Genomic DNA, 19,217 nt, shown 5'->3' with positions numbered 1-19,217 from the left:
CCTGCGGGGCGTGGTGATCTGACGGATGGGCAGTGGGTCCGGCTTGAGCCGTTGTTGCCGCAGGGCATCAAGCCGGGCCGTCCGCCGGTGTGGACGCGACGGCAGCTGATGGACGGCATTCGGTGGCGGACCCGTGCAGTCCTCGACGAGTGGCTGTGACCAGCACCTTCCCAACAAACCCTAGTCGACCCTGACCACGTACTTGCCCCGCACACCGCCCGCCTCCAGCGCCCGGTGTGCGGCCGCGGTCTCATTCAGCGGGAAGACCGTGTCCACCGCCGGCCGCAGCTTCCCCTCTGTCACCTGGCGGGCGAGGTCGTCGAAGAGCGCACGTTCGGGGTTGCCGCTGAAGAAGCGCACCCGGCCGCGTCCGTGGACGGCGCTGGCCGCGATGTAGCCCAGCGAGGCGGCGGGCCGCGTCAGGTCGAAGGCGACGGTGACCATGCGTCCGCCCGGCTTCAGCATCCGCCGTACGGTACGCAGGTCGGTGCCCGCCGTGTCGAGGACCACGTCGAACAGTCCCAGTTCCGCAGCGGACACGGTCCGGTGGTCGACGGCGTGGTGGGCACCGAGCGTACGGACGAAGTCGAGGTTGGCAGCGCGGGCCAGGGCCGTGACCTCGGCACCGTACGCCTGTCCCAGCTGGACGGCGGCGTTGCCGACGCCGCCCGCCGCGCCCCGTACAAGCAGCCGTTCGCCGGGGCGCAGTGCGGCCTTGTCGCGGAGGGCCGTGATGGCCGTGGTGGCCACCGGCAGCGCGGCAGCGGCCACGAGGTCCAGTCCGTCCGGGACCCGGCCGAGCCGCTCGGGCCGTACCGTCACGTACTCGGCGGCGCTGCCGAATCCGGAGCTGCGGCCCAGGACGCCCCACACCTGGTCGCCGACCGCTACGCCGGTCGCGCCGGTGCCGAGTGCGGCGATCTCGCCAGTGAAGTCCAGCCCGATGCGCTGCGGGAACTTCCGGCCGGTGACGAGGCGGGCCCGACCGGAACGGGCCGCCAGTTCGCCGCCGTTCACACTGAACGCGCGCACGCGCACGAGGACCTCGCCGGGTGCCGGTCCGGGACGTGGCACCCGGCCCACATACAGCACCTCGGGGCCGCCGAAGCGGTCGAACAGTACGGCTTTCATCGTGCGGTCGTCCATCGTCGCGTTCTCACCTTCGCCACCAGTGGCCGTGCGGGGGATCGTGGCGCCGAGCGTAGGCTGGCAAACGGACGAGATCGTCCATTTGACCGGAGGTGAGAGACAGCGGTGGGGGAATCCTCTCGGATCGCGGGGCAGGACAGTCTGCGGGCGGACGCCCGGCGCAACCGGCGGCGCATCCTTTCGGCTGCCCGCGTGGTCTTCGCCGAGCACGGCATCGACGCGCCCATGGCGACCGTGGCCCGGCGGGCGGGGGTCGGCGTGGCGACGCTGTACCGGCGTTTCCCGACGCGGGAGGCCCTGGTGCGGGCCGCGTTCGCGCACCAGATGGACATCTGTGCTCGGACGCTCACCGAGGCGCTGGCCGACCCCGATCCGTGGCAGGGCTTCCAGCGACTGGTCGAGACGGTCTGCGAACTACAACGGGAGGAACGGGGCTTCCCGGCCGCATTCGTCGCGGCCTTCCCGGACAGCACGCGAGAACACGCGCGGGTACGGGAACAGGCCGAGCAGGACTTCATGACCCTGGTCCGCAGGGCTCAGGCGGCGGGCGTGCTGCGGGCCGACTTCCACCCCTCCGACATTGCCGTGGCCTTGTTGTCCCACTGCGGTCTGGTCACCGCGTTGCCGGGTGACCGTGCGGCGTCCCGGCGTCTGGTGGCGTACTTGCTCCAGTCGTTCCGCGCCGAGGCGGCCCACGGACCGCTGCCGGCGCCGAGCGCACTGTCGCTGCGCAGTCTTCCGCTCGCGGCCCACGGCTCCCAGGGACAGCGGTCCTCCGGAACCTGATACGAAGCGGCGCCTGCCGCGTGGCCGCCCTTCGGGCGACCGCGCCACTTTCGCAACAGGCCCCAGTCGAGGGGCGTTGCCCCGCGGCGCGTCACCGGCATGCGGTACGGGCACGCGGTACGGGCACGCGGTGCCGACATGCGGCGGGGGCATGCGGCGGGGGCAGCAGCGGCAGGAGGAGGTACGGCCATGCGTCGGCGGTCGCACCGCGCGTGGCCGCCGACGTGCCCTCGCCGCGGGGTGCGCGGGCCCCTCGGTCCGGGAGAACGCCGCCCCTCAGTCCGGGATGCGCAGCGCCAGCAGCGCCACGTCGTCGTCGTTCTGCGGCGGACGGGCCCGCTGCAGCAGCTCGTCCGCGAACGACTCCAGCGGGCGGTGCGCCAGTGAGGCCGCGTGCCGCCGCAGCCGCTCCAGGCCGTCGTCGAGCGAGCGTCCGGGCGCCTCGATCAGGCCGTCCGTGTAGAGCAGCAGCGTGGACCCCGGCGGCAGCTCCGCCGTCGCGTCGGTGCGCCGTACCGCGATCCGGTGGGCGCCGAGCCCCAGCAGCACCCCGTGGGCGTCCGTCAGGTAGCGCGCCACGCCCTCACGGGTGACCAGCAGCGGCGGCGGGTGCCCGGCGTTGGTCCAGGTCAGCTCGGACCGCCCGTCGTCCTGCACGGTCAGCCGGCCGAACGCCAGCGTCGCCATGGACACCTCGGCGATGTGCTGCGACGCCTGGTCCAGCCAGTCGACGATCCGGCTCGGCGGCTCCGTCTGCGACCAGGCGTACGCCCGCAGCATGTTCCGCAGCTGCGCCATCCCCGCCGCGGCCTCCAGGTCGTGGCCCACCACGTCGCCGATCACCAGCGCCAGCACGCCGTCGCTCAGCTTGAACGCGTCGTACCAGTCGCCGCCGACGTGCGAGGCGTCCGGCGCGGGGAGGTACCGGGCGGTGATCCCCAGTCCGGGGACGTCGGGGAGCTGCGGCAGCAGATGGCGCTGCATCGTCTCCGCGACCTTCCGCTGCCGCTGGTAGAGGCGGGCGTTGGCCAGCGCGAGGCCCGCCCGGCGCGTGATGTCCTCCAGCAGCGCCACATCGGCCCCGGTGAAGCTCTCGGGCCGCTCCGAGCGCCCGAGCGTCAGCACCCCGAGGATCTCCCGCAGGCCGCGGATCGGGGCGATGGCCGCCGAGTGCATGCCCGTCACCTCGAACAGGCGGCGCTGCTCCACCGCGACCCCCGAGTCCGGCGGCCCCTGGTACGTCTCCGGCCCGGCCAGCGCCGACGACTCGCCGCGCAGCGCCCGCGACAGGGGCATCCCCGACTCCGCGGGGATGGGCGGCATCGGCCCCTCCAGCTGCTCCTCGTGGACCAGGGCGTCGCCCTTGGCGTGCACGACGGCCGTGCGCCACACCTCGTCCTGTTCCGTGATCAGGTCGATGACCGCCCAGTCCGCGAGGCGCGGCACCACCAGGCCCACGAGCCGTCGCAGCGCCTCGTCCACGTCCAGCGTGGAGGTCAGCGCCGTCGTCGTCTCGGCGAGCAGCGCGAGCCGCTCCAGCTCCGACAGCGGCCCGGCGGCGGCCGGCTCCCCGGACGGGAGGGGCAGGCTCTCGCCGACGGGATGGAAGACGACCAGCGCGGCGGCCGACGCCGCGGTCGGCACGCAGGGCGTGGCCATCCACGACAGGGCGAGCAGCGTCCCGTCGCCGCGCTGCGCCCACTCCCCGGCCCCCTGGGCCGTCCGCCCGGCGAGCATGGCGTGGCGCAGCGCGCAGCGCGCCCGGGGCGTCGGGTCGCCGTGCCGGTCCCGGTGCAGCAGATCGTGGGCGTCCCGGCCGACCAGCTCCAGGGCGGACCAGCCGAGGATGCCCTCCGCCGGGGCGTTCGCCGCGAGGATCCGGCCGCTCTCGTCCAGCAGGAAGGCGCCCGCCCTGATCGCGCCCAGCGCTTCGGCGAGCACATGCCGGGAGCCGGCCGGCGGTACCCCGCCGGATGGGCCACCCGTGCCCAAAGCCGTCATCTTCGTCCGCCTCCCGCCCCGACCGGGCCCACGCCCGGTGCCAGTGTCCGCCCCCCTCACTTCCCCGCCTCCCCGTGGCCGACGCCCCGGCGTCCGATGGCGGACAGGAGGCGCGCGGCCCCGGCGCGGCGGAGCTCGACTCCCCCGAACCTACGCCCTCCGCGACCGGACCACACCCCCCGAGCCCCTCCGCGGGCCCCCTCGGCCTGTGCCGCCCGCCACGTGCACGGCGAAGCCCCCCGCACCGGGGGCGGTGCGGGGGGCGTGCCCTGAGCGTCCGGGAAGCCCACCCGGGGCGCGGCCCGGCCGCCGGCCTGACCGGCCCGCGCCCTACCGGCGGGACGAGCCGAACAGGCCCCGCGGGGCCGCCGCGCGGACGGGACGGAACCGCCGCGCGGACGGGGCGGGACGGAACCGCCGCGCGGACGGGGCGGGACGGGCCGCCGTACGGACGGGGCGGGACGGGCCGCCGTACGGACGGGGCGGGACGGGCCGCCGTACGGACGGGGCGGGCCGCCGCGCGGACGGGGCGGGCCGCCGTACGGGTCGGGCTACAGGAACGAGTTGATCTCGATCGTCTCGGTGCGGCCGGGGCCGACGCCGATCGCGGAGATCGGGGCGCCCGACATCTCCTCCAGCGCCTTCACGTACGCCTGCGCGTTCTTCGGCAGGTCGGCGAAGGTCTTGGCCTTGGAGATGTCCTCCGACCAGCCCGGCAGGTACTCGTAGACGGGCTTCGCGTGGTGGAAGTCGGTCTGCGAGTACGGCAGCTCCTCGACGCGGCGGCCGTCGATCTCGTACGCCACGCACACCGGGATCTGCTCCCAGCCGGTGAGCACGTCCAGCTTGGTGAGGAAGAAGTCCGTCAGGCCGTTGACGCGGGTCGCGTACCGGGCGATCACCGCGTCGAACCAGCCGCAGCGCCGGTCGCGGCCCGTGGTCACGCCCCGCTCGCCGCCGATGCGGCGCAGCGCCTCGCCGTCCTCGTCGAACAGCTCCGTCGGGAACGGGCCGGCGCCGACGCGGGTCGTGTACGCCTTGAGGATGCCGATCACGCGGCTGATCTTCGTCGGGCCGACGCCGGTGCCCGTGCAGGCTCCGCCCGCGGTCGGGTTCGACGAGGTCACGAAGGGGTACGTGCCGTGGTCCACGTCGAGGAGGGTGCCCTGGCCGCCCTCGAAGAGGACCACCTTGTCCTCGTCGAGCGCGTTGTTCAGGATCAGCGTGGTGTCGGCGACGTACGGCCTGATCTGCTCCGCGTACTGGAGCATCTCCTCCACGATCTGCCCGGCCTCGATCGCGCGCCGGTTGTAGAGCTTCGCCAGGATCTGGTTCTTGCCCTCCAGCGCCGCCTCGACCTTCTGGGCGAGGATCGACTCGTCGTAGAGGTCCTGGACGCGGATGCCCACGCGGTTGATCTTGTCGGCGTACGTCGGGCCGATGCCGCGACCGGTCGTACCGATCTTCCGCTTGCCGAGGAACCGTTCCGTCACCTTGTCGAGCGTGACGTTGTACGGGGTGATCAGGTGGGCGTTACCGCTGATCAGGAGCTTGGAGGTGTCGACACCGCGCTCGTTCAGCCCGCTCAGCTCGGAGAGCAGGACGGCCGGGTCGACGACGACGCCGTTTCCGATCACGGGGGTGCACCCCGGGGAGAGGATGCCGGAGGGAAGGAGATGCAGCGCGTACTTCTGGTCGCCCACGACGACCGTGTGACCGGCGTTGTTGCCGCCCTGGTAGCGCACCACGTAGTCGACGGATCCACCGAGGAGGTCGGTGGCCTTTCCCTTGCCCTCGTCACCCCACTGAGCACCGAGCAGCACAAGTGCGGGCACAGGCGTACACCCCTTCCGGGCGGGGCATGTCCAAGGCCAGGGACGGAAGATGTCGTACGGCGGTGTACGACGGCAGCCCGAGCCGTGGACCGGTGCCCCGGTATAGACGAAGCCCCTGGCGCAATAGCGCAAGGGGCTCTTGCACAAAGATGCTACCCGAGGAAGGACCGAGGTGTCGGCTCCCGACCAGCTGCTGGTGGTCATCGACCCGGTCGCGCGCCGCTGCGACGGCGAATCGGTACGGATCGCGAGGGATGTGCTGTGCGGCGGCGCCGCGGCGAAGGTCTGCGTCCCCGGCACCCCGGAGGAGTTCGTGCGGGCCCTGGCCCGGCGCGGTTCGCGACGCCTGGTGGTGATCGGCGACGACCGGGCGCTCGTACGGGCCGTGAGAGCCCTGCACCACGGCGGTGACCTGGGCGGGAACGCCCTGTCGCTGGTACCGGTGGGGCCCCGCGAGACGGTGCGGCTCGGGGTGTCCCTGGGCGCGCCGCCCGGTGCGGTCACGGCCGCGCGGGCGGTGCTCGGCGGGGTGGCGCGCCGGCTCGACCTGCTGGTGGACGACCGGGGCGGGGTGGTCGTCGGCGGGGTGCGCATCCCGGAGGGGACGCCGTCGCCGGAGCCGGTCGTGGCTCCGGAGGCGCGGTTCCGCCCTTCGGGGGGCGGAGGGCCGGGGGCTTCGGGCGCGGGGGCTTCGGGGGCGGGGCCCTCGGGGCCGGGCACGCCGGGAGCGGGGCCCTCGGGGTCGGGGACGACGTCCGGTTGGGGGCCGGCCGCGTGGGGGCCCTCGGTGTGGGGGCCCTCGGTGTGGGGCACGTGCCGCTCGCTGGTGCGCACGCTGGTCGGGCCCGGCGCCGGGCGGGTGGCGTCGGCGCGGGGGCAGCGCCTGCGGGTCGAGGCCGACGGGCGGCTGCTCGCCGACGTGGACGACCCCGTGGACGGCGTGACGGTGGTGGCCCGGGACGGCGCGGCGGAGGTCGTCGTGCGCCCCCGGGCGGCGCCCCCGAGGCGGTGGACGGCCCGTACGGTCACCGTGGCGGGGGCCGGCGGGGAGTGCTACCGCTACCGGGCGGACGCCGAGCCGACCGGCCCGGTGCCCACGCGCACCTGGACGGTCCGGCCGGGCGCCTGGACCCTGCTGGTCCCGGCACGGGCGCTGCCGGCGGACGGACAGTAGCGGCGCGCGGGGCTGTGGGGCGCGCGGGGGCCCGGATGGGCGGGGACCCGGATGGCGCGGGGGCCCGGATGGGCGGGGACCCGGATGGCGCGGGGGCCCGGATGGGCGGGGACCCGGATGGCGCGGGGGCCCGGATGGGCGGGGACCCGGATGGCGCGGGGGCCCGGATGGGGCGGGGACCCGGATGGCGCGGGGGCCCGGATGGGGCGGGGACCCGGATGGCGCGGGGGCCCGGATGGGGCGGGGACCCGGATGGCGCGGGGGCCCGGATGGGCGGGGACCCGGATGGCGCGGGGGCTCGTACGCGGCCCGCACGGCTCGCGCCGCGCCCTGCGCCCCGGCCCGTCCGCTCACGACGGCGGCGGGGACCCGAGCGACTTGCGTTCGCGCCAGCGCTCCATGAGCTGGAGCAGTCCTTCGTTGAGGAACTGGAAGAACTCCGCCGTCTCCGACAGCCGCACCCCCGCCGCCGTCCCGGGGCCCAGGGTGGCGGCGCCCTCCAGAAGGGTCTTCTGCCAGCGGTTGAGGATCTCGTCGCGGCGGGTGAAGATCTCGTACCACATGCCCTCGTGGAGCACGTACCGCTCGCGCCGGGACCCGGGGTCGCGCTCGCGGCCGATCATGTTGACCTGCGTCAGGTAGCGCACGGCGCCCGACACGGCGGCCGGGCTGATCCGGAGGCGTTCGCCCAGTTCGGCGGCGGTCAGGGCGGCCCCGTCGGAGACGAGCAGCGCGGCGAAGACCCTGGCCGCCATCCGCTGCATCCCGGCCTGTGCCAGCTCCCCGGCGAAGCGCTCGACGAAGCGGCTCACCGCCTCCTCGTCGCGGCCTGCCATACCGAGCGCCGACGCCTCCTTGCGCCCGGCGAGGCCGCCGCCCGCCGCTTCCCCGCCGCGCTCCGCGAGCGGGCCGTCGATCCCCGCGAGCCGGTCGCCGGTCCGGGGCGTCCGGTCGCCGGTCTCCGCCGCGAGCCGCTGGTCGTCGGCCTCCGCGAGCCGGTCATCGGTGCTCATGCGCCCCATCGTCTCCCGTCGTTCTCGAACGCCAGCGATTTTATACGATTCCTTAACTTCACAACTTTGTGAACGTCGGCGTAGCGTTGGACCATGACCAACGCCATCAGCGTCACCGGACTGCACAAGTCCTTCGGGCGCACCCACGCGCTCGACGGCCTCGACCTGGCCGTCGCCACCGGCGAGGTGCACGGCTTCCTCGGGCCCAACGGCTCCGGCAAGTCCACCGCCATCCGCGTCCTGCTCGGACTGCTGCGCGCCGACTCCGGCACCGCCCGGCTGCTGGGCCGCGACCCGTGGCGGGACGCCGTCGAGCTGCACCGCCGCGTCGCCTACGTCCCCGGCGACGTGACGCTCTGGCGCAACCTGTCCGGCGGCGAGGTCATCGACCTGTACGGCAGGCTGCGCGGCGGCCTCGACAAGGCGCGCCGCGCCGAGCTGGTCGAGCGCTTCGAGCTGGACCCGACGAAGAAGGGCCGCACGTACTCCAAGGGCAACCGGCAGAAGGTCGCCCTCGTCGCCGCCTTCGCCTCCGACGTGGACGTGCTGATCCTCGACGAGCCGACCAGCGGGCTCGACCCGCTGATGGAGGGCGTCTTCCAGCGTTGCGTCCGCGAGGAGCGCGACCGGGGCCGCACGGTCCTGCTGTCCTCCCACATCCTGAGCGAGGTGGAGAGCCTCTGCGACCGGGTGAGCATCATCCGCAGGGGCCGCACCGTCGAGTCCGGCTCCCTCGCCGAGCTGCGCCACCTCACCCGCACCGGCGTCGAGGCCGAGCTGGCCGCCCCGCCGGACGGCCTCGCGGGGCTGCCCGGCGTCCACGACGTGCGGGTCGACGGCACCCGCGTACGGCTCCAGGTCGACACCGACCGGCTCGACGCCGTGCTGCGCACCCTCACCGAGGCGGGCGTACGGTCGCTGACCAGCGCGCCGCCGACCCTGGAGGAGCTGTTCCTGCGCCACTACGAGGACGAGGCGGCGGCCCGATGAGCGCCACCGGCACCGCACACGCCGCCGCGCGCCGCTCCGGAGGCGGCGGGGCCTCCGGCGGGCCGCGCCACCTGGCCGGCACGGGCGCGCTGCTGCGGCTCGCGCTGCGCCGCGACCGGGTGATGCTGCCCGTGTGGGTCCTGGTCCTCGGCACCCTCGTCGTCAGCGGCAACGGATCGATCGCCGCCCTCTACCCGACGGCCGCCGACCGGGCCGTCCTCGCCGCGTCCATGACCGCCAACAGCTCGCTGCGGGCCCTGTACGGGCCGGTGTTCGGGGACTCGGTCGGCGCCCTGGTCGCCTGGCGGTTCGGGGTGTTCGCCGCCGTCCTCGCGGCCGTGATGAGCCTGATCGTCGTCGTGCGGCACACCCGCGAGGAGGAGGAGACCGGCCGCCAGGAGATGCTGTCGGCCGCCGTGGTCGGGCGACGGGCCCCGCTCACCGCCGCACTCCTCACCGCACTGGTCGCCAACACCGCCCTGGCGCTGATCATCACCGCCGGGCTGGCCGGGCGGGGCGCGGGCGGCGCCCTCGCCCTGGGCCTCGCGGTCGGCCTCACCGGCATGGTCTTCGCCACCGCGGCGGCCGTCGCCGCGCAGCTCACGGAGAGCGCCCGGCTCGCGAAGGGCCTCACGGCGGCGGTGCTGGGCGCCGCGTTCACGCTGCGCGCGGCGGGCGACGCGGGCGACGCCGCCGGGGGGTCGCTCCTGACCTGGCTGTCGCCGGTCGGCTGGGCGGAGAACCTCCGCGCCTTCGCCGGTGACCGCTGGTGGGTGCTGCTGCTGCCGGTCGCCGCCGTCCTGCTCCAGGGCCTCGCCGCGTACGAGCTGGCCTCCCGCCGCGATGTCGGGATGAGCTTCCTGCCCGCCCGGCCCGGCCCCGCCGAGGGGCGGCTCGCGACGGCGGGCGCCCTGGCCTGGCGGCTCCAGCGCGGCGGGCTCGCCGGGTGGACGGCCGGGTTCCTCGTCGCGGGGGCCGTCTTCGGCGGGATGGTGGAGGGCGCCGCCGACCTGGTCGGGCAGAACGCACAGGCCCGGGAGATCTTCCAGCGGATGGGCGGCGCCCAGGCCCTCAGCGACGCGTTCCTGAGCGCGCTGCTCGGGCTGTTCGGGATGGTCGCCTCGCTGTACGCGGTCGGGTCGGTGCTGCGGCTGCACGGCGAGGAGACCTCGCAGCGCGCCGAACCGCTCCTCGCGGCGCCCGTCGGGCGGCTGCGCTGGGCCGCCGGGCACCTGGTGATCGCGTTCGCCGGGTCGGTCCTGCTGCTCCTCGCCGCCGGGACGGGGATGTACCTGTCGTACGGGCGGGACCCCGGCGGCGTCCTGGCCGCTGCGGCCGTGCAGCTGCCCGCCGTGTGGCTGCTGGGCGCGGTGGCGGTGCTGCTGCACGGCGCCGTCCCGAAGGCGGCCGTCGCCGCGTGGGCCGTGGCCGGGCTGGCCGTCGCCGTCGGCTGGATCGGCCCGGCGCTGGACCTGCCGCAGGCCGTGCTGAACCTGTCGCCGTTCGGGCACCTGCCGAAGCTGCCCGGCGCCGCCATGGAGTGGCCGCCGGTGCTGGTGCTGACGGCCGGCGCGGCGCTGCTGGTCGCGGCGGGGCTGGCGGGACTGCGCCGCCGCGACCTCGTCACCGCGTGAGCGCCGCCGGTGCGCCACCGCGCGGACGCCTGCCCGCACCTCACCGCGTGAGCGCCGCCGGTGCGTGGTGGGTACGCGGCGGTACGCGGCGGGTACGTGACCCGGTTACGTGACCCGGGTACGTGACGGCGTGAACGCCGCCGGCGCCGCGTGCCGCCCCGGGCGCCGCCGCGACCTCCTCACACCGTGACCGGCAGCTCCTTCAGGCCCCGGATCACATAGCCGGGCCGCCACTCCGGCTCGGCCGCCGGGCGCAGCCCCGGGGCCCGGCGCAGGAGCGCGCCGAACACGGCGGTCAGCTCCAGCCGGGCCAGCGGCGCGCCCAGGCAGTAGTGGATGCCGGCCCCGAAGCCGACGTGCGGGTTGTCCGTACGGCCCAGGTCCAGGCGGTCCGGGTCCGCGAACCGCGCCGGGTCCCGGTTCGCGGACCCGAACAGCAGCGCCACCCGCGACCCGCGCTCCACGGTCGTCCCGCCGATCTCGATGTCGTCCAGCACCCACCGGGTGAACATCTGGAGCGGGGTGTCGTAGCGCAGCAGCTCCTCCACGGCCGTCGGCAGCGGTACACGGCCGGCGCGCAGCGCGGCGAGCTGCTCCGGATGCCGGAACAGCGTCCACCAGCCGTTGACGGCCGTGTTCACGGTGGCCTCGTGCCCGGCGTTGAGCAGCAGGACGCAGGTGGAGACCATCTCCTGCTCGGTGAGCCGGTCGCCCTCGTCGTGCGCGGCGATCAGCGCGGACACCAGGTCGCCGCCCGGCTCCGCCCGCCGCCGGGCGATCAGCTCCCGCAGGTACGCGGAGAACTCCACGGAGGCGGCCACCGCGCGGCGGGCGGTCTCCTCGTCCGGGGCCGGCTCGTACATCCCGCAGATCGCCGCCGACCACGGCCGCAGCAGGTGCCGGTCGCCCGGCGGGACACCCAGCATCCGCGCGATCACCGCGACCGGCAGCGGCTCCGCGACCCGGGTGAGCAGATCGCCGCCGCCGTCCGCGACGAGGCCGTCGACCAGCTCGTCCGCCAGCCGGTGCACGAACGGCCCCAGCCGCTCGACCGTGCGGGGCGTGAACGCCTTCGCCACCAGCCGCCTGACCCGCGTGTGGTCCACCCCCTCCAGGTCGAGCAGCCCGTGGCCGTCGAGCGTGGTGAACGGCTCCAGCGCGGCGGGCGGCGGGGTGCGCCCGAACTCCTCGTGCGTGAACCGGTGCAGATACGTGCGCCCCAGCCGCCGGTCCCGCAGCAGCGCCGACACGTCCGCGTGGTGCGGCACCAGGTACTGCCCGGTCGGCGCGAACCAGTGCACCCGCCCGGCCTCCCGGAGCGCCGCGTACGCGGGGTACGGATCGGCGACGAACCGCGCCGACGACGGGTCGAAGGGCGACGACGGGTCGGACAACGTCTCCATGGACCGGACGCTACCCCGCCCGTCCCTCCGCTGGGACCTGGATGTCGGCGGCCCAGCGGACGGCCTCGGACGTGTCGACGTGGAAGCGGCCCTCGCCGCCGGTGCCCAGATCGAGCCGGTTCGCGTACGTGCCGGACTCGGTGCCGCCGCACGTGACGGTGAACCGCGCGACGCCGTCCACCTCCAGGGTGAGCGGACTGGGACCGCCGTCGGCGGCGCAGTTGACGTTGACCCACGTGGTGCCCGCGCCGACCTTCACCCGGCCCAGGCTCGCGTCGCCCCGTGCCGGCCCGGCCGAGGCGATCCGCCGGTGTCCGGGCTGGAGTTCCGGCAGCGGTACGGGCCCCCGCGACGGGGCGGCGGACGGCGCGGCGCCCGTGACCGGGGCTCCAGCCGCCCCGGCACCGGTGGCCGGACCCGTGGCCGCGCCCCCGGCCGGGGCTCCGGCGCCTGTGGCCGGGCCGGTGGCCGGGGCTCCGGTGGACGGTGGCCCCGCCGCGCCCCTCCTCGTACCGTCGTCCGTGCTCACGCACCCCGTGGTCCACACGAGCGCGCCCACCAGGGCCACGAGCGCCGTACCCCGTAATCGGCTCATCCTCTTCCCCCCCACGATTCCCCACCGCGATTCCCCACCCCGGTGCCCCCGTCGGTGGCCGGTCGCGATGTCCGACCGGACGCCTGGTCGAGACATCAGGTCGAGACATCCGGTCGAGACATCCGGTCGAGACATCAGGTCGCGGGCGGAGACGCCCCCGCCCGTCCCGGCGAGTCAAGCACCCGAACGGGCAGGGCGCTAGCGGGGCGTGACGAGGCGTGCCTCATAGGCGAAGACGGCCGCCTGCGTGCGGTCGCGCAGGCCCAGCTTCACCAGGACCCGGCTCACATGCGTCTTGATCGTCGACTCCGCCACCACCAGGTGCGCCGCGATCTCCGCGTTCGACAGACCCTGCGCGATCAGCACCAGGACCTCCGTCTCCCGCTCCGTCAGCTCCCCGACCCGGGACAGCGGCGCCATGCGCGGGGACTCCGCCCGCTTGGCGAACTCGGTGATCAGCCGCCGCGTCACCGTCGGCGCCAGCAGCGCCTCCCCCGACGCGACGATCCGCACCCCGTCCGCGAGCTGCCGTGCCGACGCGTCCTTCAGCAGGAACCCGGACGCCCCGGCGCGCAGCGCCTGGTACACGTACTCGTCCAGGTCGAACGTCGTCAGCACCAGCACCTTCGCGTCACCGTCCGCGGCGACGACCTCCCGCGTCGCGTCGATGCCGTTCATCTCCGGCATGCGGATGTCCATCAGCACCACGTCCGGGCGCAGCGCGGCGACCTGGCGGACCGCCTCCCGCCCGTTCACCGCCTCCCCGACGACCTCGATGTCCGGCATCGCGTTCAGCAGGACGGAGAAGCCCTCCCGCACCATCACCTGGTCGTCGACGACCAGCACGCGGATCGTCACGCCGCCGCCTCGTCCCTGGCCACCGGTATGAACGCCGCCACCTCGTAACCGCCTTCGCCGGTCGCCGCCGCCGTCAGCTCGCCGCCCAGCATCGCCACCCGCTCCCGCATCCCCGTGATGCCGTGCCCGGCGCCCGGCGACGGCTTGACCAGGCCGCGCGGCGGCCCGTTCACCACGCGCAGCCCCAGCCCGCCCAGCACGTAGCCGATCTCGACGCGGGCCGACGCGCCCGGCGCGTGCCGCAGCACGTTCGACAGGGCCTCCTGCACGATCCGGTACGCCGACAGCTCCACCCCCTGCGGCAGCTCCCGCACCCCGCCGGTCACCGCCTTCTCCACGTCCAGCCCGGCGTCGCGCACATTGGCGAGGAGCCCGTCCAGGTCCGCGAGGGTCGGCTGCGGGGCGTCGGGCGCCTCGTAGTCCTCCGCCCGCACCACGCCCAGCACCCGCCGCAGCTCGGTCAGGGCCGCGACCGCGTTCTCCCGTATCGTCGCGAAGGCCTGCTCCAGCTCGGGCGGCGCGTTCTCCACCCGGTACGGCGCGGCCTCCGCCTGGATGGCGACGACCGACATGTGGTGGGCGACCACGTCGTGCAGCTCGCGGGCGATGGTGGTGCGCTCCTCCAGCAGCGTGCGCATCGACCGCTCCTGCGCCGTGACGGTCCGCTCGGCGGTGACCTCCTCGCGCGCGTCCCGCCGCACGTGCCACACGGTGATGGCCAGCAGGGCGAGCGCCGCGAAGAAGAGGAGCTGCGCCGTCGTGTCCCTGTCGTACGCGGCCAGCACCGTCCCGCTCACCATGCCGTACCCCGCGGTCAGCACCCACATCCACGCCGCCGCCCGCGGCCGGGTCCGTGCCGCGACGACCACCAGCACGACCAGGTGCGCCAGGAACACCGCCGGCGACCAGATCAGCCCTCCCCCGAGGAAGACCGCGTACACCCCCGCGGTCGCCAGCGACGCCCAGAAGGCCGCCACCGGCCTCAGCAGGGTCAGCAGCACGACCACCGCCGGGACCAGCGCCACCGGCGCGAAGGCCGACCGCTCGTACCCGGCGACGAAGACGAGCAGCGCCGCCGCGGCGACCAGGGCATGCGGGGCCCAGACCGCGTACCGCCGTATCCGCGACGGCAGCCGCCGCGTGAGGGGGCCCTCCGCGACCATCGGGGCCAGGGGCCGGTAGGCGAAGGCGTCGTGGAAGAGGTCGGCCCGCAGCCCCTGGAGGATCCCCACGGCGTGGTGGAGCTCGGGGGTGCGGCCGCCCGTGTCGATGCGCTGCGTCGTCGTGTCCGTCACACCGCCACCGTACGCAGGCGGTCCCCTGCCCGGCGTCGGACCGCAGAGGGTATTGAGGGGTCCCCCCTGAGTACTACGGCAGGGGGGAGAGCGCCCACCGTGGTACGGGGTGGGGCGCCGCCCCGGCCGCTGGCGGGCCCGGAAGGCCGGCCGGTCACCAGGCGAGCTGGGTGATCTCCTCCGCCACCACCGCGCACGCGTCGGCCGCCGGGTCGATGAGGGGGAAGTGCCCCACGTCGTCGAGGACGGTCAGGCCCACCATCTCGCCGGCCCGCGCCGCCGCCTCCACGTACGCCTCGGCGACCGCCGCCGGGACGACCGTGTCGGCGCGGCCCTGCACGACGGTCGTGGCGATCCCCGTGGGCAGCAGCAGCGCGGGATCCGCCGACGCGGCCCGCTCCTTGGACAGCGCCTCCCCGCCCAGCAGCTGGGTCACGGCTCCGCCGCACACGTCCAGTTCGACCGCGCTGCCGAAGTGGGCGATCGGGGCGAGCGCGACGACGCCGCGCAGCTCGGGCGGCTCCGCCCGCCGCCACGGCGACCCGGCCGGCAGGACGTGCCGGGCGGCGGCCCACAGCGCCAGGTGCCCGCCGGCGGAGTGGCCGGTGACGACCGTGCGGCGGGGGTCGGCCCGCGGCAGGTGCGCGGCGGCCAGCGCGGGCAGCGCGTCCAGCGCCGCCGCCACGTCGTCGAACGTCTCGGGCCACCGCCCCGCCACCGGATCGGCCCCCTCGGTACCGGTACCGCCGCCCGAGGCGCCGGAAGCACCGGAAGCCGCGGAGGCGCCCGGGGGGTCACCGGGGCCGCGCCGGTACTCGACGCTGGCGACGGCGAAGCCGTGCCGGGTGAGGAAGCCCGCGAACGGCGAGACGTGCGCCCGGTCGTAGCGGGCCCGCCAGGCACCGCCGTGCAGGACGACGACGAGCGGCACCCGGTCGTCCCGGTCGCGGGGCGCGTAGAAGTCCACCACCTGGTCGGGGTGTTCGCCGTATGAGGCGGTGGAGTCCGGCGCGACGGGCGGGTGCGACAGGGCCGACGCCTCCTCGGCGGCGTCGCGAGCGGCGCGGTCGGGCATGCTGCTCAACCTTTCGGTGACGGGGCCGAATTGGCCTGACCTGCGGGGACCGTATCAGCATCGACGGCCCCCGCAGACCGGCCCCACGGCGGCGCTACCGCGCTGCGGAGACCTCCGTGGAGCGCTCCGTGGAGCCCTCCGCCGCGACCTCAGCGCACACCTCGGCCAGCACGCGCGCGGCGCGCTCGGCGTCGGCGTACCCGACGTACAGCGGCGTGAAGCCGAACCGCAGCACGTCGGGGCGGCGCAGGTCGCCGACCACGCCCCGCTCGATGAGCCGTTCCATGACGGCGGGCGCGTCCGGGCAGGAGAGCGCGACCTGGCTGCCGCGCTCCGCGTGCGCGGCCGGGGTGAGGCAGGTGAGCCGCCCCTCGGGGACGTACGCGCGGACGCACTCCAGGAAGAAGTCCGTCAGCGCGAGGCTCTTGGCCCGCACCTCGCCCACCGCGACGCCGTCCCACACGTCGAGAGCCGACTCCAGGGCCAGCATCGACAGGATGTCGGGCGTACCGACGCGACCGCGCCGCGCCCCGTCCACCGCCGCGTAGCCGGGCGTCATCGCGAACGGGTCCGCGTGCGAGTTCCAGCCGGGCAGCGGCGAGTCGAAGCGCGCCTGGTGGCGTTCGGCGACGTACAGGAACGCGGGGGCGCCGGGCCCGCCGTTCAGGTACTTGTACGTGCAGCCGACGGCCAGGTCGACGCCGTTCGCGTCCAGGTCGACGGGGAGTGCGCCCGCGCTGTGGCACAGGTCCCACACCGCGAGGGCGCCCGCGTCCCGCACGGCGGCGGTGACGCCGGGCAGGTCGTGGAGGCGGCCGGTGCGGTAGTCGACGTGGTTGACGAGTACGGCGGCCGTGCGCGGGCCGACGGCGTCCGGTACGTCTCCGGGCGCGACCGGCACCAGGCGGCGGCCGGTCATCCGGGCGGCGGACTCGGCGATGTAGCCGTCCGTGGGGAACGTCGTCGCGTCCACCAGGATCTCGTCCCGGACGGGCCCGCCCCCGTCCCGGCCCTCGCCGGCGTACGCGTCCGCCAGGCGGACCGCTCCGACCAGCGCCTTGAGGACGTTGACGCTGGTCGAGTCGCCGACCACGACCTGGCCGGGCGCCGCGCCGACCAGCGGGGCGATCCGGTCGCCGATCCGCTCCGGCGCCGTCCACCAGCCGCTCTCGCCCCACGAGCGGATGCGCAGCTCGCCCCACTCGTGGGCGATGACGTGCGCCATCCGGGCGGGTACGTGGCGGGGCAGGGCGCCGAGCGAGTTGCCGTCGAGGTAGACGGCGCCGTCGTCGAGGGCGAACAGCTCGCGCCGCTTCGCCAGCGGGTCGGCGGCGTCCAGGGCGGCGGCCCGCGCCGCGAGCCCGCCGTCCCCGGCGACCGGTGCGCCTTCGGTGGCCGGTACGCCTTCGGTGGCCGCCGCGCCGGGCACCCGGGTCTCGGCGTCCGCGCCCGCGCCCGCGGCAGTCCCGCCGCGCCCGGTCCCGGCGCCCTCGGTCTCGTCGTGCAGGAGCTCAGACATGGCTGCGCGCCGTCCACAGCTCGGGGAACACGTTCTTGCCGGCCCGCTTCTCCAGCCAGGCCACGCCCGCGGAGCCGCCCGTGCCGACCTTGGAGCCCATCGCGCGGCGGGTGGCGACCAGGTGGTCGTTGCGCCAGCGCCACACCAGCTCGGCCACGTCCGTCAGCGCCTCGCCCAGGTCGACCAGGTCGCGGTGGGCGTCCGGGTCGGCGTACAGCTGCGCCCAGGCCTCCTCGATCCGCTGCGACGGCTCGTACCGTTGGGTGAGGTCGCGGTCCAGGACCTCCTGCGGCACGTCGAACCCGCGGCGGGCCAGCAGCCGCAGCACCTCGTCGTACAGGCTGGGCTCGGCGAGCGCCTTCTCCAGCTCGGCGTGGACGCGGGGGGAGCCGCGGTGCGGCACCAGCATGGACGCGGACTTGTCGCCCAGCAGGAACTCCATGCGGCGGTACATCGCGGACTGGAAGCCGGAGCCCTCGCCGAGCGCGGCGCGGTACGCGTTGAACTGCGCCGGGGTGAGGCGGGCGATCGGGTTCCAGGAGTGGTTGAGCGCCTCCAGCTCGTGCGCCGAGCGGCGCAGGGCCGCCATCGCGTCCGGGATCCGGTCCTCGCGCAGCGCGCGGCTCGCGGTCTCCCACTCGTGGACGATGACGGTGAACCACAGCTCCATGACCTGCGTGGTCACCAGGAAGACCATCTCTCCGGGGTCTTCGGAGCGCGGGTGCTGGAGGTGGGTGAGGACGTCGGCCTTGACGTAGTCCTCGTAGGGGGTCGTGCCCGCGAAGTCCAGGTTCGGCATGTCCTCCGAACCGGTCTCGTGGGCAGGGGGGGTAGTAGGCGAAGTAGACATCGCTGTCTCCGTCAATGCGTGCTACCGGGTAGCGGTCTGCTCCTTCCGCAGGGTGGAGCCCCGGTCCCCTCGGGACCGGGCGCGATCGGCGCCTGCGGTCCCACGCGCATCATGGCACGACCGGGCCCGTGATGTAACGGCCGTTCTCGTCGTACGGCCAGGCGTTGGAGACGCAGCCGCGCAGCCCCTTGATCTGCTGCATCATGACCGGCGCGGGCTTGCCGGGGCCGGGGCAGGTCATGTGGGTGCGGATGCCGATCTCGTGCCCCACCTCGTGATTGATGATCAGGTGCCGGTACTCGGCGGGGGTGCCGGTGAAGGTCGGGGAGCCCCGCAGCCACCGCTTGAGGTTCACCACGACGCCCTCGGTCGTCTCGCAGTTGTACTCGCCTCGGGTGTCGAGGCCCTGGGCGAGGCACAGCTTGTCGGCGGTCTTCGGGGTCGCGATCCTGATGACGAAGTCGGCGTTCGCGCTGACCAGCTGGAACGTGCCCCGCCCGTGGGCGGCCCAGCCGCGCGGGTGGGCGAGGATCCCCTCGATCTCACGGGCGGCGTCGGCGGCCGACACCCCGCTGCCGTCCTCGACCTGGACCCGGTAGCGCCGCAGGGGGCCCGTGCCGGTCTTCTCGCCGGACGCCTGGGCCGTGGTGAACGTGCCGGCCCCCGTGAGCGGCACGGTGGCGGGCGGGTCCGGCTCCTCCTCGGCGCTCTTCGACGGCAACGGCGAGGGGGAGGCGCCGGCCTTCGGGGACGGTGGCGGCGGCTGCGGGGAGCGGACGGCGGAGGCGCCGGGCGACGGCGGGGGAGCGGCGGCCGGGCGGGAGGCGGCGGCCGGCTCGCCTCCGGCGTGCCAGTGCGCCAGGGCGGCGCCGCCGCCCAGGGACAGGACGCCGAACGCGGCGCCCGCGAGCACGATGCGGCCCAACGGCCGGCGGGCGCCGCCCCGGCCCCGGGCTCCCCGGCCGGGGGGCACCCGTTTGCCGCGCCGACGCCGCGAGGCGGGCGCTCCTCGCTTGCCCACTGCAGACCTCTCCCCGTGT

17 protein-coding genes are annotated in these 19,217 nt (G+C 75.3%); 5 read left to right on the top strand and 12 right to left on the bottom strand.

Annotation, left to right across the window (positions count from 1 at the left end):
- Positions 1–18 precede the first annotated feature (18 nt).
- Positions 19–159: a transposase gene (locus tag CP974_RS16075; RefSeq protein WP_223844390.1), complete on the top strand. Its 141-nt coding sequence runs from the start codon at positions 19–21 to the stop codon at positions 157–159.
- Positions 160–180: 21 nt separating this feature from the next.
- Here the strand turns inward: CP974_RS16075 and CP974_RS16070 are convergent, their stop codons facing one another.
- Positions 181–1,146: an NAD(P)-dependent alcohol dehydrogenase gene (locus tag CP974_RS16070; RefSeq protein WP_031130766.1), complete on the bottom strand. Its 966-nt coding sequence runs from the start codon at positions 1,144–1,146 to the stop codon at positions 181–183.
- Between the two features lie 108 nt (positions 1,147–1,254).
- Between CP974_RS16070 and CP974_RS16065 the strand changes: the two genes are divergently transcribed.
- Positions 1,255–1,935 (top strand): TetR/AcrR family transcriptional regulator, encoded by a 681-nt coding sequence (locus CP974_RS16065; protein WP_031130768.1) that lies wholly within the window; start codon positions 1,255–1,257, stop codon positions 1,933–1,935.
- Positions 1,936–2,211: 276 nt separating this feature from the next.
- On the opposite strand, the gene CP974_RS16060 is transcribed toward CP974_RS16065, so the two are convergent.
- Together CP974_RS16060 and CP974_RS16055 are read right to left on the bottom strand one after the other, a co-directional pair.
- Positions 2,212–3,936: a SpoIIE family protein phosphatase gene (locus CP974_RS16060; RefSeq protein WP_031130769.1), complete on the bottom strand. Its 1,725-nt coding sequence runs from the start codon at positions 3,934–3,936 to the stop codon at positions 2,212–2,214.
- A 551-nt stretch (positions 3,937–4,487) separates the two neighbouring features.
- The gene (locus CP974_RS16055) at positions 4,488–5,771 is read right to left on the bottom strand and encodes an adenylosuccinate synthase (RefSeq protein WP_031130771.1); all 1,284 of its coding nucleotides are present in this window, start codon (positions 5,769–5,771) and stop codon (positions 4,488–4,490) included.
- Between the two features lie 172 nt (positions 5,772–5,943).
- Here CP974_RS16055 and CP974_RS16050 point away from each other — a divergent pair, with 172 nt between their 5' ends.
- Positions 5,944–6,945 carry a diacylglycerol kinase gene (locus CP974_RS16050; RefSeq protein WP_085921223.1) on the top strand — a complete coding sequence of 334 codons (1,002 nt, stop codon included), beginning with the start codon at positions 5,944–5,946 and terminating at the stop codon, positions 6,943–6,945.
- A gap of 350 nt (positions 6,946–7,295) precedes the next feature.
- On the opposite strand, the gene CP974_RS16045 is transcribed toward CP974_RS16050, so the two are convergent.
- Positions 7,296–7,781 carry a GbsR/MarR family transcriptional regulator gene (locus tag CP974_RS16045; protein WP_031130773.1) on the bottom strand — a complete coding sequence of 162 codons (486 nt, stop codon included), beginning with the start codon at positions 7,779–7,781 and terminating at the stop codon, positions 7,296–7,298.
- A 270-nt stretch (positions 7,782–8,051) separates the two neighbouring features.
- Here CP974_RS16045 and CP974_RS16040 point away from each other — a divergent pair, with 270 nt between their 5' ends.
- Together CP974_RS16040 and CP974_RS16035 are read left to right on the top strand one after the other, a co-directional pair.
- Complete coding sequence (locus CP974_RS16040; RefSeq protein ID WP_031130774.1) at positions 8,052–8,948, top strand: ABC transporter ATP-binding protein; 897 nt, start codon at positions 8,052–8,054, stop codon at positions 8,946–8,948.
- A complete protein-coding gene (locus CP974_RS16035) occupies positions 8,945–10,582 on the top strand; it encodes an ABC transporter permease (protein ID WP_031130777.1) in 1,638 nt (545 codons plus the stop codon). The genes CP974_RS16040 and CP974_RS16035 overlap by 4 nt, the downstream gene beginning before the upstream one ends.
- Positions 10,583–10,761: 179 nt before the next feature.
- Here CP974_RS16035 and CP974_RS16030 read toward each other — a convergent pair whose 3' ends face one another.
- From CP974_RS16030 to CP974_RS15995, 8 genes are all read right to left on the bottom strand, one after another.
- The gene (locus CP974_RS16030; RefSeq protein WP_031130779.1) at positions 10,762–11,985 is read right to left on the bottom strand and encodes a cytochrome P450; all 1,224 of its coding nucleotides are present in this window, start codon (positions 11,983–11,985) and stop codon (positions 10,762–10,764) included.
- 10 nt (positions 11,986–11,995) lie between these two features.
- Entirely contained in the window at positions 11,996–12,580 is a 585-nt protein-coding gene (locus CP974_RS16025; protein WP_140160787.1) for a hypothetical protein, read from the bottom strand.
- A 198-nt stretch (positions 12,581–12,778) separates the two neighbouring features.
- Positions 12,779–13,438, bottom strand: coding sequence for a response regulator (locus CP974_RS16020; protein ID WP_031130783.1), 660 nt, complete (start codon positions 13,436–13,438; stop codon positions 12,779–12,781).
- Positions 13,435–14,733, bottom strand: a complete 1,299-nt coding sequence (locus tag CP974_RS16015) for a sensor histidine kinase (RefSeq protein ID WP_031130785.1) — start codon at positions 14,731–14,733, stop codon at positions 13,435–13,437. Before CP974_RS16015 ends, CP974_RS16020 begins: the two co-directional genes overlap by 4 nt.
- A gap of 154 nt (positions 14,734–14,887) precedes the next feature.
- Positions 14,888–15,808: an alpha/beta hydrolase gene (locus tag CP974_RS16010; RefSeq protein WP_031130787.1), complete on the bottom strand. Its 921-nt coding sequence runs from the start codon at positions 15,806–15,808 to the stop codon at positions 14,888–14,890.
- A gap of 94 nt (positions 15,809–15,902) precedes the next feature.
- Positions 15,903–17,327, bottom strand: coding sequence for a kynureninase (gene kynU, locus CP974_RS16005; protein WP_078915540.1), 1,425 nt, complete (start codon positions 17,325–17,327; stop codon positions 15,903–15,905).
- Positions 17,320–18,177, bottom strand: a complete 858-nt coding sequence (locus CP974_RS16000) for a tryptophan 2,3-dioxygenase family protein (protein WP_078915541.1) — start codon at positions 18,175–18,177, stop codon at positions 17,320–17,322. Before CP974_RS16000 ends, kynU begins: the two co-directional genes overlap by 8 nt.
- A gap of 109 nt (positions 18,178–18,286) precedes the next feature.
- Complete coding sequence (locus CP974_RS15995; RefSeq protein WP_031130792.1) at positions 18,287–19,198, bottom strand: DUF3152 domain-containing protein; 912 nt, start codon at positions 19,196–19,198, stop codon at positions 18,287–18,289.
- Between the last annotated feature and the right edge of the window lie 19 nt (positions 19,199–19,217).

It is taken from the genome of Streptomyces fradiae ATCC 10745 = DSM 40063 (assembly GCF_008704425.1).
In the GTDB taxonomy this organism is placed as follows: Bacteria; Actinomycetota; Actinomycetes; order Streptomycetales; family Streptomycetaceae; genus Streptomyces; species Streptomyces fradiae.
The sequence above is the reverse complement of the archived record's forward strand: the minus strand, read 5'-3'. Positions and strand labels throughout refer to the sequence as shown.